The organism is Lentzea fradiae, from assembly GCF_900100955.1.
GTDB lineage: Bacteria > Actinomycetota > Actinomycetes > Mycobacteriales > Pseudonocardiaceae > Lentzea > Lentzea fradiae.
This window is the reverse complement of record NZ_FNCC01000001.1, coordinates 663,225-678,051: the sequence shown is the minus strand read 5'-3', so window position 1 is coordinate 678,051 and position 14,827 is coordinate 663,225. Positions and strand designations below refer to the sequence as shown.

General features: G+C 69.8%; 11 protein-coding genes. 9 read left to right on the top strand and 2 right to left on the bottom strand.

From position 1 onward, the window contains the following. The first annotated feature begins 12 nt into the window (after positions 1–12). The 3 genes from BLT23_RS03055 (at position 13) to BLT23_RS03045 (ending at position 4,798) form a co-directional block, all read left to right on the top strand. A complete protein-coding gene (locus BLT23_RS03055) occupies positions 13–1,533 on the top strand; it encodes an aldehyde dehydrogenase family protein (protein ID WP_218133608.1) in 1,521 nt (506 codons plus the stop codon). Between the two features lie 118 nt (positions 1,534–1,651). Then, entirely contained in the window at positions 1,652–2,902 is a 1,251-nt protein-coding gene (locus BLT23_RS03050) for a multidrug effflux MFS transporter (protein WP_090045311.1), read from the top strand. Positions 2,903–3,100: 198 nt separating this feature from the next. Beyond that, positions 3,101–4,798, top strand: coding sequence for an aminotransferase class V-fold PLP-dependent enzyme (locus BLT23_RS03045; RefSeq protein ID WP_090045309.1), 1,698 nt, complete (start codon positions 3,101–3,103; stop codon positions 4,796–4,798). A 650-nt stretch (positions 4,799–5,448) separates the two neighbouring features. On the opposite strand, the gene BLT23_RS03040 is transcribed toward BLT23_RS03045, so the two are convergent. Beyond that, positions 5,449–6,591: a cellulose-binding domain-containing protein gene (locus BLT23_RS03040; RefSeq protein ID WP_245743499.1), complete on the bottom strand. Its 1,143-nt coding sequence runs from the start codon at positions 6,589–6,591 to the stop codon at positions 5,449–5,451. A 309-nt stretch (positions 6,592–6,900) separates the two neighbouring features. On the opposite strand from BLT23_RS03040, the gene BLT23_RS03035 reads away from it, so the two are divergent. The 3 genes from BLT23_RS03035 to BLT23_RS03025 are packed head-to-tail and all read left to right on the top strand — an operon-like array spanning position 6,901 to position 10,553. After that, on the top strand, positions 6,901–7,446 hold the full coding sequence (locus tag BLT23_RS03035) for a (2Fe-2S)-binding protein (RefSeq protein ID WP_090045303.1): 546 nt from the start codon (positions 6,901–6,903) through the stop codon (positions 7,444–7,446). After that, a complete protein-coding gene (locus BLT23_RS03030; protein WP_090045300.1) occupies positions 7,443–8,423 on the top strand; it encodes an FAD binding domain-containing protein in 981 nt (326 codons plus the stop codon). Before BLT23_RS03035 ends, BLT23_RS03030 begins: the two co-directional genes overlap by 4 nt. 15 nt (positions 8,424–8,438) lie before the next feature. After that, positions 8,439–10,553, top strand: a complete 2,115-nt coding sequence (locus tag BLT23_RS03025) for a xanthine dehydrogenase family protein molybdopterin-binding subunit (protein ID WP_090045298.1) — start codon at positions 8,439–8,441, stop codon at positions 10,551–10,553. 47 nt (positions 10,554–10,600) lie between these two features. Here the strand turns inward: BLT23_RS03025 and BLT23_RS03020 are convergent, their stop codons facing one another. After that, positions 10,601–11,188: a TetR/AcrR family transcriptional regulator gene (locus BLT23_RS03020; protein ID WP_090045296.1), complete on the bottom strand. Its 588-nt coding sequence runs from the start codon at positions 11,186–11,188 to the stop codon at positions 10,601–10,603. Between the two features lie 77 nt (positions 11,189–11,265). Here BLT23_RS03020 and BLT23_RS03015 point away from each other — a divergent pair, with 77 nt between their 5' ends. From BLT23_RS03015 to BLT23_RS03005, 3 genes are all read left to right on the top strand, one after another. Then, a complete protein-coding gene (locus tag BLT23_RS03015) occupies positions 11,266–12,036 on the top strand; it encodes an SDR family oxidoreductase (RefSeq protein ID WP_090045294.1) in 771 nt (256 codons plus the stop codon). Between the two features lie 647 nt (positions 12,037–12,683). Beyond that, the gene (locus BLT23_RS03010; RefSeq protein WP_090045292.1) at positions 12,684–13,472 is read left to right on the top strand and encodes a class I SAM-dependent DNA methyltransferase; all 789 of its coding nucleotides are present in this window, start codon (positions 12,684–12,686) and stop codon (positions 13,470–13,472) included. Positions 13,473–13,508: 36 nt separating this feature from the next. Continuing rightward, positions 13,509–14,825, top strand: coding sequence for a salicylate synthase (locus tag BLT23_RS03005; RefSeq protein WP_090045290.1), 1,317 nt, complete (start codon positions 13,509–13,511; stop codon positions 14,823–14,825). The last annotated feature ends 2 nt before the right edge of the window (positions 14,826–14,827 follow it).

Below are 14,827 nucleotides of genomic sequence, written 5' to 3'. Positions count from 1 at the left end.
AGAAGACGAGACATGAGTGTTCAGCCGCTGGACGCAGTCGCCACCACCCCGCCGATCGCCGAGGAGGCCCGTCGTGACGTGCCCGGGTTCGTGCTCTCCGGCGACCGGCGGATGTGGATCGGCGGCACGTGGGTGGCCGCGTCGTCCGGCCTGACCCTGTCCAACACCGACCCGGTCACCGAGGAGCCCCTCGCGACCGTTCCCCGCGGCGACGCCGCCGACGTCGACGCGGCGGTGCGGGCGGCGAAGAAGGCGTTCGCCGACCCGGCCTGGGCCGCGATGACGCCGGACCGCAGGGGCCGCGTCCTCCACCAGATCGCCGACGTCATCGAGCAGCACGCCGAGGAGCTCGCGACGATCGACTCGGTGAACATGGGCGCGCCGCGCATGATCACCCGGAACATGCTGGCCGAGGCGAGCGAGATCTTCCGCTACTACGCGGGCTGGCCCACCAAGCTCTTCGGCACGCAGGTCCCCACCCGCGACAACCGGCTCGCCTACACCCGCAGGGAGCCGCTGGGCGTCGTCGGGATCATCTGGGGCTGGAACGGCCCGATGGGCCAGCTGCCCGGCAAGCTCGCCCCGGCGCTCGCCGCGGGCAACACCGTCGTGCTCAAGCCGGCGGAGACGGCGTCGCTGAGCACGCTGCGCCTGGCCGAGCTGCTCTCCTACACCGACCTGCCGGAGGGTGTGGTCAACGTGGTGACCGGACGAGGTGACGAGGCGGGCCAGGCGCTGGTGGCGCACCCGGACGTCACCAAGATCGCGTTCACCGGTTCCACCGCCACCGGCAAGCACGTGCAGAGGACGGCCACCGAGACGCTCAAGCACGTGACCCTCGAACTGGGCGGCAAGTCGCCGTCGGTCGTGTTCGCCGACGCGAACCTCGAACAGGCCGCCCGCGGCGTCGCCGCCGGGTTCCTCGGCAACGCGGGGCAAGCCTGCGTGTCGACGACGCGCATCCTCGTGCAGGAGAGCGTCCGCGAGGAGTTCACCGCGCTGCTGAAGAAGGCGATGACCACCGTGTTCACCCCGGCGGACTCGCTGTCGTCCGGCACGGTCGTGGGCCCGCTGTCGACCAAGGCCCAGTTCGACCGGGTCAGCTCGTACCTGGAGCTCGCCGTCCGGGAGGGCGCGAACGTCGTCACCGGCGGTACCCGCTACGGCGACCACGGCTACTTCATCGCGCCGACGCTGCTCGACGACGTGCACCCGGACATGCGCGTCGTGCGGGAGGAGATCTTCGGGCCGGTCGGCGCGTTGATGACCTTCACCGACGTCGACGACGCGATCGCCAAGGCCAACGACACCGAGTACGGCCTGGCCGCCTCGATCTGGACGACCGACCTCAGCACCGCGCACCGCGTGGCGGCGGCGGTCCAGGCGGGCACGGTCTGGGTGAACACGTGGGGCGAGATGAGCACCGGCAGCCTCCCCTTCGGCGGCTACAAGCAGTCCGGTCTCGGCCGTGAAGGCGGTCTGGAGGTCCTCGACGCCTACACCCAGTCGAAGGCCGTCGTCGTCGCCCTGTAACGCGGAAACGCTTTCCCCTCCCCATTTTCTGGAACACCCACCAATTCACGGGTGTCTTCGGCATGCCCATCGCACGGCGGCGGACCCGGTGTCCGCCGCCGTCACGAAAGGACGAACGATGACCATCACGCGACCGGACCAGCGCTCCAGCACGCGGTTGGTCATCGCCCTCGGTGCGATGGTCGGCCTGGGGCCGCTCACGATCGACATGTACCTGCCGGCACTGCCCTCGATCGTCACGGACCTCGGCACCACGGCACCGTCGGTCCAGCTGACGCTGACCGGCAGCCTGCTGGGCCTCGGGCTCGGGCAGCTGCTCGTGGGCCCGTACTCCGACGCCGTCGGCAGGCGGCTGCCGCTGGTCCTGGGCACCCTCCTGCACGTGCTCACGTCCGTGCTGTGCGCGTTCACCAGCGACATCACGACGCTCACGGTTCTCCGTGTGCTGCAAGGCATCGGCGCCGCGGCGACGACGGTGGTGGCGATGGCGGTGGTTCGCGACCTGCACGACGGACGCAGGGCGGCGACGATGATCTCCCACCTGATGCTGGTGACGGGTGTCGCGCCCATCCTCGCCCCGTCGCTCGGCAGCGCGGTGCTGCTCGCCGGGTCCTGGCGCTGGGTGTTCGGCGCGTTGGCACTCATCGGAGCGGCACTGGTGGCGGTAGCGGTGTTCGCGGTGCCGGAGACGTTGCCTCCGCGGCGTCGCGCCGCCCACGCGCTTCGCCCTGCGCTGCAAGGGTTTCTGACCGTTCTGCGGGACCGTGAGTTCGTCGTGCTGACGCTGGTGTCCGGGCTCGCCTTCGGGTCGGTCTTCGCTTACATCTCCGGCGCGCCGTTCGTGCTGCAGCACCAGTACGGCCTGGACGAGAGCGAGTTCGGTCTGATGTTCGGCCTCGGTGCCGTCGCACTCGTCGGCGGTACGCAGCTCAATCCCCTGCTGCTGCGCCGTTTCACACCTCTCCAGGTCATGGTCGCCGCGACCGCCATCGCGACCACCACCGCCGGTGTGCTGGTCTTCGCCACGACGACATCGACGTCGTTGACCGGTTTCCTCGTCCCGCTGGCCATCGTGATCGGCAGCATCGCGCTCGTCACGCCGAACGCCACAGCGCTGGCGCTCTCGCAGCACGGCCAGGCCGCCGGCACCGCGGCATCGGTGCTCGGAGCGATCCGGTTCGGGCTGGGTTCCGCCATCGCCCCCGTGGTGGGTGTGCTCGGCAACGACAGCACCGCCACCGCGGTGGTCATGACCGGCAGTGCCGCGGCCGCCCTGCTGTTCACCCTGAGTCTCAGGCCGCGCCGGTCATCCGCCACGCGGCAGGAGGAGAACCAGCTGGCTCCGCTGCCGGCTCAGGCGCGCGGCTGAGCCTGGACGGCCACCAGCCGATGACGGCCTGCCACGGGTGGCTGTCCCCCGCACCACGGCCATCTCCGCTCAATTCGCCGCAATCATCGGCAACATCCACTTTTTCGTTCCACACCAAGAAGAATAGTTTCCGTCTCAAATGGAGGGCTACGCCGATCGGCCGTCACCGCACCACTATTCCGGACACATACTGGGAAAATGGAAGGTGAGACCACCGCCCCGCTCGACGTGCCGCTGCTGGACCGCATCCGCCGCGGGCTCATCGGCGACGACGAGGTGCTCGACGGCCCGTACGGGCGGCGGAAGATCGTCTACGCCGACTACACCGCGTCGGGCCGGGCGCTCGACTTCATCGAGGACTTCGTCCGTGCGCGGGTACTGCCCCGCTACGCCAACACCCACAGCGAAAGCTCGGGCACCGGCCGGTACACCACGCGGCTGCGGGAACAGTCCAGGCAGCTCATCCGCGACTCGGTCGGTGGCACCGAGGACGACCTCGTGATCTTCTGCGGCTCCGGCGCGACCGCCGCGGTGAGCAAGCTGATCGGAATTCTGGAGATCAGGGTTCCCGCGGGCCTGAACGACAAGCACTCGCTGGAAGATCGAATTCCGCGAGACGAACGACCGGTCGTGTTCGTCGGGCCCTACGAACACCATTCCAACGAATTGCCGTGGCGCGAGTCCGTCGCGGATGTCGTGGCCATCGGAGAGGACGACCGCGGGCAGATCGACATCACCGAGCTGCGCGGGCAGCTCGTCCGCCACGCCGGCCGCCCGCTGATCGGCAGCTTCTCCGCCGCGTCCAACGTCACCGGCGTCCTGACCGACACCGACAGCATCGCCGCGCTGCTGCACGAACACGGCGCACTGTCCTTTTGGGACTATGCTGCCGCCGGACCGCACGTACCGATCCGGGTGCAGGAGAGCGCGCCGGGACGCGGTGACCACAAGGACGCCGTTTTCCTGTCACCGCACAAGTTCGTCGGTGGCCCGCAGACGCCCGGCGTGCTGGTGGTGCGCCGCGAGCTGGTCACCAACAGCGTGCCCACGGCGCCGGGCGGTGGCACCGTGAGCTTCGTCCACCCGAAGGGCCACCGCTACCTCGACGACCCGGTGGCGCGGGAGGAAGGCGGCACTCCCGCGATCGTGGAGTCCATTCGCGCGGGTCTGGTGTTCGCGCTCAAGAACGCCGTCGGGACCGAGGTGATCCAGGAGCGCGAGGACCGGCTGTGGCAGCACGCGCTCGCCTCCTGGCAGGAGGAACCCGGCATCGAGATCCTCGGCGACCTTCGTGCCGCCCGGTTGTCGATCGTGTCGTTCCGCATCCGTCACGGGCGACGGTTCCTGCACCACGAGTTCGTCGTCGCCGTGCTCAACGACCTGTTCGGCATCCAGGCCCGCGGGGGATGTTCGTGCGCGGGCCCCTACGGACATCGCCTGCTCGACATCGGCCCCGAGCGGTCCGGCGCCTACGACCGCAACGCCGCCGCGGGCTGTCACGGCATCAAGCCGGGCTGGGTGCGGGTCAGCTTCAGCTACTTCATCTCCGACGCCGTCCGCGACTACCTGGTCGAGGCCGTGCGGCTGGTCGCCCGGCACGGCCACCGGCTGCTGACCGACTACACCTTCGACCCGCGAGCCGGACTGTGGCGGCACCGCGGCACAGCGTCCCTCCCCTCACTGCTGCCCGATCTGCGCTCCGCGGTGACCACCCCTGAGCCCGCGCCGTCCTCACACGACGACGACACGGTCCTCGCGGGCCAACTGGAGGACGCCCGGCGCCAGCTCACGGCTCACGTCGACGTGATCGCCGACGGGCCCACCGGACTTCCGCGGGATTTCGAGGAACTGCGCTGGTTCATTCTTCCCCCGGCCTGTTTGGAGCCCGCCGCCTGATCGTTCGGCCAGGTTCGCCGTCACCCCCGGGACCGGGTTCGCGATCGTGGTGGCGTCCACGGCGCGGTGAGGCGGCTCCAGTATCGTCGGACCCGATGATCACGCCTGATGCGACGCATCTCAGCGCCTCGTCGATCTCGTCTCCGAAGTGGGTCGGCCGGAAGGTGCGGCTGCGCTAGGCCGAGCCAGTCACCAGCCGGCACTCGCCGCTGGTGGGCGGTTACCAGCACTGAGCGGCGCACCGCGCGAGCACGACCGACGAAGACCTGCGACTCGTCATCGAAACCGTGCGCCGCAGGTTGCTCGTGGGCTCCCTGTCCACCGTGCGGACGAGCAAGAGCCCCGGCTGCCTCAGCGAGATCAGGGAAGCTCCCACCGGTTGGGGTTGTGGGAATCTTCCGTACTTTTGCGAACCATCAGAAGTGCGCCGTCCTGGATCACGACAGCCTACTACGCCAGCTGGAAGTTCATGCTTGCCCCGCACCACGTCGAATAGTTCGAACACCGCTCGTTTGGACAAGAAGTAAACCACGGCGAGCAGTGGGGTGACAGCGGCTATCACTTCCGCAACCGCCGGTGACCTTTTTCAGGCGGGGGCCCGGAGTGCGCTGAGCACCCCGGGCCCCGGCTCCTGCCGCGCGAAGCAGGTATCAGGCGCAACCGACCCGCGAAGGCGAGATCACCACGTCGTCGAACCACAGCGTGTCGTCACCGCTGCCGTAGCTCTCCCAGCCGAGCCGGAAGTCGGTCAGCGCGGGCCGCCATCCGCTCCGGCGCAGCCACTGCGAGTCGACGTCGGGCGTGGACACGCCGTCGGCCACCAAGCCCGGCACCTCGGTGCCGTTGACCCAGGTCCGCAGCTCCGAGCCGGTGACGCCGAACTCCACGCAGGTCCACTGGTTCAGCGCCAGCGGGGTGCTCTGGGCGACCCCGTTGGGGCTCTGCTCGGGCAGCGTGGCGTCGTCGGACTCGCGGTTCCACTGCAGGGCGCGGTTCTGGCCGCCCATCCGCAAGTCCTTGCCGTTGTCGGCGGAGTCCTTCATCGCCGCGAACGTCACGTGCGCTTCCGGCAGCGCGGTGGTGTGTCGCACGTAGAACCGCGCGTACGTGCCCGAGCCGTTCATTCCCTTGGTGGTTCCGAGGAACACGTGGTTGCAGTAGCCGGCGCGGCCATCGATCCGGATGGACTTGCTTCCGCTGTACGCCGTCGAACTGTCGACGGTCGCGGTGCCCGCCCCTTGGCAGTTCGGGAACGTCAACGACCAGTCCCCTGCCGGTGTCGTGCCCGTCTGGTTTTCGAAACCGTCGCAGAACGCGCCAGTCGGGCAGTTCGGCGGCGGCTGCTGTGACGTCGTCGTCGTTGTGGTCGTCGTGGTCGTCGTTGTGGTGGTGGTAGTCGACGTCGTCGGGTTGGTGTCGTTGCACCGCACACCGTTGAGGGCGAAGTCCACCGGTGCTTCGTTGGTGCCCTGGTAGGCGCCCTGGAATCCGAACTGGACGGACGCTCCGGTGGCCAGGTTGCCGTTGTACGACTGGTTCTTCGCGGTCACGACCTTGCCGGACTGCGTCACGTCGGCGCTCCAGCCGGACGTCACGCGCTGGTCACCGGGGAACGTCCAGGTCAGCGCCCAGCTGCTGACGGGGGCGCCGTTGTTGGTCAGCTTGACCTGCGCGACGAAGCCGTTGTTCCACTGGTCGACCTGGTAGCCGACCTCGCACACCGGCGCGTCGACCGCGTGCACGGACGCGGGGCTCGCGACGATCACGGCCGTCACCGCGGCAACTGCCGACATGGCCATGACCAAGACACCGCTCGTTCTCCGGCGCATCTGCTCTCCTGTCGTGATCAACATCGCATGGGGCTTCGGTCGTCGCGACGCTTTCGGCGGAGGCAGCTGGCGCAGACACAGGGTTCGCCTCTCTTGAACGCTAAAGCAAGGGTCCATCCGGGGGTCTCCGCGTGGTCACTCAACGTCAAATCGGTCAAACCGTCCGGACTCCGGCGAACGCGCGCCGAGCACGATCAGGCAAGAACTCGGGAGCATCCGTCATGCCCCTGTCCTTTCCCGCTGCTTCGATCACGGAAGTCGAAAGGGAGGGCGATGACCGACGCCACTCGGGGTGCGATTTCTTTACAAGTCAACGGGGCCGAGCATCGAATCGATGTCGACAACCGCAGGACGCTGCTCGACGCGCTGCGGGAGGACACGGGGCACACCGGGCCCAAGAAGGGATGTGACTTCGGTCAGTGCGGCGCCTGCACGATCCTGGTGGACGGAAGGCGTGTGGTGTCCTGCCTGACGCTCGCCGTCGCCGCGCAGGGTTCGGAGATCACGACAGTCGAGGGGCTCGCGGAAAAGGACGAACTGCGTCCGGTGCAGGAAGCGTTCGTGCGCCTCGACGGGCTGCAATGCGGGTTCTGCACGCCGGGGCAGTTGTGCTCGGCGGTGGGTGTGCTGGCTGAGCACGCGGCGGGGTGGCCGAGCGCCGTCACGGCTGACGTCTCCCCCGACTGTCCGCACCCGCCGCTTGACGCCGACGAGGTGCGCGAGCGGATGAGCGGGAACCTGTGCCGCTGCGGTGCTTACCCGTCGATCGTGCGTGCTGTTCTCGACGCCGCCGACGAACGTGCGGAGGTGGCGAGGTGAAGGAGTTCGCGTACAGCAGGGCGAACGGGGTTCGCGAGGCCCTGGTCATGGTGGCGGAGCAGGAGAACGGCCGATTTCTGGGCGGCGGCACGAATCTCGTCGATCTGATGAAACGCGGTGTGGAGGCACCGGACCTGTTGGTGGACGTGCGTTCTCTGCCGCTCGCGGGGGTGCGTGAAGACGACGACGGCGACGTGGTGATCGGGGCGACGACGACGAACAGCGACGCCGCCGCCCATCCGGAGGTGCGCCGCCGCTATCCGGCGCTGAGCCAGGCGGTGCTGGCCGGGGCTTCCGGGCAGTTGCGCAACGTGGCCACGGTGGCGGGGAACCTGTTGCAGCGCACCAGATGTGCCTTTTTCGCCGATCTTTCCACCGCGTGCAACAAGCGGGTGCCCGGCAGCGGCTGCGCCGCGCTCGCGGGCGTGCACCACAACCACGCGATTCTCGGCACCTCACCTTCCTGCGTCGCCACGAATCCGTCGGACATGGCGGTATCGCTCATGTTGTTCGACGCGGTCGTGCACTACGAGACGTTGGACGGTGAAGGTGAGATCCCGCTTTCGCGGTTCTACCGGCCTGTGGGCGACACGCCGCACGTCGAGACGGCGCTTCCAGCCGGTGCGCTGATCACTTCTGTGCGGCTTCCCCGTGCAACCGCGGGAGAACGGTCGCGATATCGCAAGGTGCGCGAACGTGCGTCCTACGCCTTCGCCACCGTGTCCGTCGCGGCGGATCTGGAAGTGCGGGCGGGCCGGGTGCACGAAGTGCGCATCGCACTGGGTGGCGTCGCCTCGCATCCCTGGCGGGCGCGGATCGCCGAGGAGGAACTTCGTGGCGGGCCCGCTGTCCCCGAACGGTTCCGTGCCGCCGCCGAGGCCGAGCTCGCCGCAGCGCGGGCGTTGCCGCACAACGGTTACAAGGTGACGCTGGCTCGCAACCTCATCCAGTCCGTGCTGACCGAGATCGCCGGCTGACCGGGGAGGACCGAGATGACCACGCACCCACAGGTGATCGACGGCCTGGGCGCCACCCCGTCGATCGGCTCGCCGAGGACCAGGGTCGAGGGCGAGGACAAGGTGAGCGGGAAAGCCCGCTACGCCGGGGACGTCCAGGTCGAGCGGCTCGCCCACGGCGCGGTCGTGACCGCGACGGTCGCACGGGGCCGCATCAGCGGGATCGACGACCGAGCCACCCTCGCGTCGCCCGGTGTGATCGGTGTGATCGACCACCGCAACGCCTTGCGTCTGAACAAGGAGACGGGCTCGCCGTTCTTCGGGCCGGACGGCCAGTTGCAGCTGTTGCAGGACGACCGGGTCAGCCACGGCGGCCAGCCCGTCGCGCTCGTGGTGGCGGAGACTCCCGAGCAGGCCCGCGCCGGGGCCGAACTGCTGCGGGTGTCCTGTGTGGAGGAGCCGCACGACATCGCGTTCGGACCGAACCACCAGGCCGTCCGACCTGCGCTGACGGCGTTCGGTCCGGACGCGGACAAGGGCGATCTGGAGGCGGAACTGGCTGCGTCGGCCGTGGTGGTGGACGAAAGGTACATGACGCCCGCACAGCACGCCTGTGCGATGGAGCCGCACACGGCAACGGTCTGGCAGGAAGGTGTTGTCCTGCGCGCGATCGACTCGAACCAGGCCCCGTACGGAGTCGCGGCCACGCTCGCGACGCTGTTCGGCAAGCCGCTGCCGGAGGTTCGCGTCCAGTGCGAGCAGGTGGGTGGGGGGTTCGGGTCGAAGACGGGAGTCGGGCCGCAGCTGATCCTGGCGACGATGGCGGCCGTGCTGCTGGATCGGCCGGTTCGCGTTGCCCTGACCAGGGAAGAGGTCTTCCTGACGACGTCAGCGCGCCCGCGCACCGACCAACGTGTGCGGCTGGGCGCCGACGCCGGCGGCAGGCTGCGTGCGATCGGCCACGAGGCCACGTTCGAGATCTCCGGCAAGGCCGAGTTCATCGAGAACTGCGTGGAGATCGCCAAGACCCTCTACGCCGCCGACGCGATCCGCACCAGGCTTTCGGTGGTGCCGCTCGACATCCTGCCGGTGGCCTCGGTGCGCGCGCCGGGCACCGCGCCGGGGTCCTTCGCGCTGGAGTCCGCGATGGACGAGCTGGCGGAGCGGCTGGAGATGGACCCGCTGGAGCTGCGGCGGCGCAACGAACCGGAGACCGGGCCGGTGTCCGGTCTGCCGTTCACCAGCCGCCGGTTCCAGCTCTGCCTGACCGAGGGCGCGCGGCGGTTCGGCTGGGCGGGCCGCGACCACCGGCCCCGCCGCACCAGGCAGGGCCGCCTGCTGGTCGGCACCGGCATGGCCGGCACGTCGTTCCTGACCACCGCGTTCCCGTCGTCCGCGACGATCACGGCCGAGCCGGACGGCACGTTCACCGTGGCCATCGCCGCGATCGACATCGGTACGGGCGCGCGAACGGCGTTGCGGGCCATCGCCGCGGACGCGCTGGGCGTCGGCTGGGACAGCGTCCACCTGAAGATCGGCGACAGCGCCATCGGCCCGGCCTGGCAGTCCGGCGGGTCGCTCGGCACGACGTCGTGGGGCTGGGCGATCGTCGCGGCCGCACGGGACCTGCTCGCGCGGCTCGAGTCCGGGCCCGCGTTGCCGGTGTCGGTCACCTCCGACACCACGGAGGAGATCATGTCGCGGCCACATCGCGAACGGCACTCCTACAGCGCCGTGTTCGCCGAGGTCACCGTCGACCCGGCCACCGGTGAGGTGCGGGTGCGCAGGCTGGTCGGCCGGTTCGCGGTGGGGCGCGTGGTGAACCCGCTGATGGTCCGCAGCCAGCTCACCGGCGGCATGGTGATGGGCCTGTCCATCGCGCTGCAGGAGGAGATCGTGCACGACGAGGCCAGCGGCAGGCACGTGAACGCCGACTTCGCCGACTACCACTTCGCGGCGAACGCGGACGTGCCGTTCATCGACGCCGACTTCGTCGACGACCACGAACCCGACGACCCGCTGGGGTTGAAGGGGCCGGGCGAGATCGGCACGGTGGCCGTCGCCGCGGCCATCGCGAACGCGGTCTGGCACGCCACCGGGAAACGCCAGCGGGAGCTGCCGATCCGGCTGGACCGCGTCATCGAGGACTGACCGCCGTGCCGCGTCGGGGCATCGTCCTCGGCGCGGCACACAGCGAGCTACACGCGCACCCTGAGCGCGATGCTGTCGATCGCGGCGTCGGCGATGCGGTTCAACGTCGCCGGGTCGACTCCCGCCTTGGCGAGCGCCTCGATGCCGCGATGCGTGGTGACGACCAGCCCGCCCAGCGCCTCGGCGTCGGCGGCCGGGTCCACGTGCCCGGCGCGCTGCGCCTGTTCGACGAGACGGCGGCAGCTGTCGAGCAGGATCTCGTACGTGGTGCGGGAGCGGGCGGCGATGGCCTCGTTCTCCCAGGCCAGCTCCGCCGTGGCCTTGGCGAGCAGGCAGCCGAGGCTTCCCCGGTGGCCGTCCGGCACCCGGAGCCACGCGTGGAGGCGGTTGAGCGCCTCGTCGTCCGGGCCTTCGACGCGGGCAGCGGCGTCCTGGCCCGCCGATGTGCAGTAGTCGTCGAAGATCCGCTGGAACAGGGCGTCCTTGTCGCCGAAGGCGCCGTAGAGGCTGCCCTTGCTGAGGCCCGTGGCGCGGGAGAGGTCGTCGACCGAGGTGCCGTGGAAGCCGGTTTCGTTGAACACCCGGCGCGCGGTCGCCAGCACCTCGCGCTCGTCGAACTTCCGTGGTCGGCCCATGCCCCAACGGTACGCCGCGGGACGTCCGTCCCGACAGTACTGGACGTTCGTTCCAGAACGCGCCTATATTGGACCGTATGTTCAAAACTCTTGCTCCACCCGATCCCACCGAGTTCGCCGGCAAGCGGGCGGTCGTGACGGGAGGCAGTCGTGGGATCGGCGCGGCCACCGCGCAGCGGCTGCTCGACGGTGGCGCGACCGTCGTGACCACGGCACGCAAGGCCACCGACGAGATGCCGAAGGCCGCCACGTTCATCGCAGGTGACCTCAGCACGCTCACGGGCGTGCGGGCGTTCGCCGAGGCGGCGCTCGGCGTGCTCGGTGGCGTCGACATCCTGGTCAACAACGCGGGTGCGGCCCGCGCTCACCTCGGCGGCACGTCGTCCATCCCCGACGAGGAGTGGCTCGACTCCGTCAACCTCAACTACCTCTCCGCCGTCCGGGTCACCAACGCGCTGCTCCCGGCTCTGCGTGAGGGCGGAGCGATCGTCAACATCTCCTCGGTCGCGGCGCGCCTCCCCACGCCGCAGCTGGCCCACTACAGCGCCGCCAAGGCCGCCCTCAACGCCTACGGCAAGGCGCTCGCCGCCGAGCTCGCCCCTGCCGGGATCCGCGTCACCACGATCCTGCCCGGCAACGTGGTCACCCCCGGCGGCGAAGCGATCCGCCAGGACCTGGCCGACGCGGTGGGGATCTCGCTCGACGACATCAGGTCCGGCATCCCGCTGGGACGTCCCGGCGACCCGCGCGACGTCGCCGAGACCGTCGCCTACCTGGCCTCCGACCGAGCGCAGTGGATCACCGGAGCGACGCTGGTCCTCGACGGCGGCGAAGTCCCCCTGATCTGAGCACTCCGCCAGAGGTTCTGTCCCCTTCTCCCGCCACACACCCGCCCGCGCGTCACCCACCCAGGCGGTCCCGCCTGCGCTGCGTGACGTGGCTTGGGAACGCGGGGGCCCTACGTTTCCGTACATGGGACGTAGGGCCCCCGCGTACTACACGGGAAACACGAAAGAGAGTCGCGAGCGGGGTGGGGCGTTACGGATAGGGGTGAACCCCGCTCGTGCGGCCGCCGGTCGTTCCGTTGTCGCGCCGCATGTCCAGCCGCGGACCGCCCGCGTAGGCCCGTAAGTGGTGCAGTACATCGGGTGGCAGACGCCCCAGTCGACCGGGTCGGCCGAGTACGGCGCCGGCTTCGGCAGGACTGAGGCGAGACGGTGGCCGGTTCCGCGTCGAACGTGCGGGGCCTCCGGCACCGCCGTGGTCTTGTTCTGCCTGAGTCACGACCGTTCCCGGACGACCACGCGGTTCTCGGTCGTGCTGACCGCGGGCAGGTACGCCGAGATCTCCCCAAGTCACCGGTCAACGCCCGATCCGCGAAAAAAGCCGACCTATCAGGTGACAGCTCCGATGACCGGTGGCAGGCGGAAGTCGCGCCGTGCTCCACTGGCTCGTCAGTTCGGATGCCCGGAACCCTCGGGAGAGTGCGGTCAGGATGCAGGCACAACCGCTTCCGGCGGAGCACGCCGACCTCTACGCCGGTTACGACGAAGGCGCGCTGCGGCTGGCCGAGTGGGCCCTCGGCAAGACCGGCGAGAGCGCACCGGCCACGATCGTCGACTTCTTCGAGTCGGTGTGGAGGAACCAGGCGGCTCCGGTGCGGCGCGTGCTGGAGCTGTGCTGCGGGTCGGGGCGGAACCTGCGTTTGCTGAGGGAGCGGGGCTACTCGGTCACCGGGGTCGACGGCTCGCCCTCGATGCTCGCGCACGCGCGGGCGGCCCTGGGTGACGAGGTGGAGCTCGTCCAGGGTGAGCTGCCGGAGTTGCCGGTGCGGCAGCGGGCCGACGCGGTGGTGTGTCCCGGCAGCGCGTTGAACCACTTGGCGGGACAGGACCTTCTCGGACGGGCGTTCGCCGCGGTGGCCAGGGTGCTGCCGCGCGGCCGCACGTTCACGTTCGACCTGATGTCGTGGCACATGCTCAAGGAAGCGTTCAGCGACAACGACCTCGCGGTCGACCTGGGTGACCTGGCCGCCATCTGGTGGTTCGACAGCGAGCCCGGCACCGACTACTGCGACTACCACTTCTCGCAGTTCACCCAGACCGGCGCCCTGGGACTGCACCGGGTGGACCGGACGACCCACCGGCTGCACGCGTTCAAGCGCGAGGTGGTCCGGCGCGCGGCCTTGGACGCAGGGTTCCGTCAGGCCGACGTCTACGACAACTACACGACCAGACCCGCCGCGGACGACACGCTGTACGAGACATGGGTGCTCGTCCGCTGACGAGGCGGGCCCCTTCCGGCGGACGAGGAAGGCACCATGACCGCGCAGTACTCGGAGACGAAGGTCGCGGTGTGCGGGGAACCGCTCGACGCCGTGGTGCGGCTGGTCGAGGCCGGGCTCCACGAGGAGTACGTCGTCTACGAGAACAACGGCGAGTTCTCCTATGCCGGTGGGGTTCTCGCGCAGGTGACGCTCGACCGCGACGGGGCCAGGTCCGGCGACACGGTGCCGGCCTGGAACGACGATCCGCTGAGCATCGTCAGGTCGTTGCTGTCGGAGCTGCGTGTGGACGGCTGGCGGGCCTACGGGTGGGCCGCCTTCGAGCTCTCCTACGCCAGGAGCGGTGAGCGGGATCTGCTTGGCAGCCAACGGCTTCTGCACCTCGTGGTGCCGCGCTGCGAAGTCCGTGTCTCCGACGGCGTGGCTCTGATCAGGTCAGTGGACCCGGTCGAGGCCGACGCGGTGGCTGAGGTGCTCACCGGCTTCCGCCCGCTCGTCACGCGGTCTCCCGAACCCGTGGACGTGCGGACGAGCGGCAGCCGCGCCTACCGCTCGGCGGTGGCGGACGCGGTCGGTGAGATCAAGGCGAAGCTGTTGCAGAAGGTCATCCTCTCCAGGGTGGTCGAGCTGTCCCAGGCCATCGACCTCCCCGCGACCTACGCGGCCGGACGGCGGGCGAACCTGCCGGAGCGGTCCTTCCTGTTGTGCCTCGACGGTGTCGAGGCGGCGGGCTTCAGTCCGGAGATCGTCGCGTCGGTGAGCAGCGACGGCGCGGTGGTGAGCCATCCGCTGGCCGGGACGAGGGCGCTCTGCGACGACGAAGCCCTGAACGAGCGCTATCGCGCGGACCTGCTCGCCGATGCCAAGGAGATCTACGAGCACGCGATCTCGGTGAAGGTCGGCAACGACGAGTTCCTGTCGTTCTGCGAACCGGGTTCCGTGCACGTGCGGGACCTGATGTCGGTGAAACGACGCGGCAGCGTGCAGCACCTCGCCTCCGAGGTGGCCGGGCGGCTCGCGGACGGGTGCGACGCCTGGGACGCGTTCGCGGCGATCTTCCCCGCGGTGACGGCGTCCGGGGTGCCGAAGGAGGCGGCCTACCAGGCGATCCGGCGCCACGAGACCGAACCGCGAGGGCTTTACGGCGGTGCGGTGCTGACGGTGGACCAGTCCGGCGCGCTCGACGCCGCGCTGGTGCTCAGGTCGGTGTACCGGCAGCACGGCCGCACCTGGCTGCGGGCGGGCGCGGGCATCGTCGCACAGTCCACACCGGACCGTGAGTTCGAGGAGACGTGCGAGAAGCTCGACAGCGTGGCGCGTTTCCTCGTCCCGGCCGGCCGCGGGGAGCACTGACG

What these genes read in the sequence shown, in the direction of transcription:
- BLT23_RS03055 (WP_218133608.1), top strand. Translation starts at nt 13, where the DNA reads ATGAGTGTTCAGCCGCTGGACGCAGTCGCCACCACCCCGCCGATCGCC.
- BLT23_RS03050 (WP_090045311.1), top strand. Translation starts at nt 1,652, where the DNA reads ATGACCATCACGCGACCGGACCAGCGCTCCAGCACGCGGTTGGTCATC.
- BLT23_RS03045 (WP_090045309.1), top strand. Translation starts at nt 3,101, where the DNA reads ATGGAAGGTGAGACCACCGCCCCGCTCGACGTGCCGCTGCTGGACCGC.
- BLT23_RS03040 (WP_245743499.1), bottom strand. Translation starts at nt 6,591, where the DNA reads ATGTCGGCAGTTGCCGCGGTGACGGCCGTGATCGTCGCGAGCCCCGCG.
- BLT23_RS03035 (WP_090045303.1), top strand. Translation starts at nt 6,901, where the DNA reads ATGACCGACGCCACTCGGGGTGCGATTTCTTTACAAGTCAACGGGGCC.
- BLT23_RS03025 (WP_090045298.1), top strand. Translation starts at nt 8,439, where the DNA reads ATGACCACGCACCCACAGGTGATCGACGGCCTGGGCGCCACCCCGTCG.
- BLT23_RS03020 (WP_090045296.1), bottom strand. Translation starts at nt 11,188, where the DNA reads ATGGGCCGACCACGGAAGTTCGACGAGCGCGAGGTGCTGGCGACCGCG.
- BLT23_RS03015 (WP_090045294.1), top strand. Translation starts at nt 11,266, where the DNA reads ATGTTCAAAACTCTTGCTCCACCCGATCCCACCGAGTTCGCCGGCAAG.
- BLT23_RS03010 (WP_090045292.1), top strand. Translation starts at nt 12,684, where the DNA reads ATGCAGGCACAACCGCTTCCGGCGGAGCACGCCGACCTCTACGCCGGT.
- BLT23_RS03005 (WP_090045290.1), top strand. Translation starts at nt 13,509, where the DNA reads ATGACCGCGCAGTACTCGGAGACGAAGGTCGCGGTGTGCGGGGAACCG.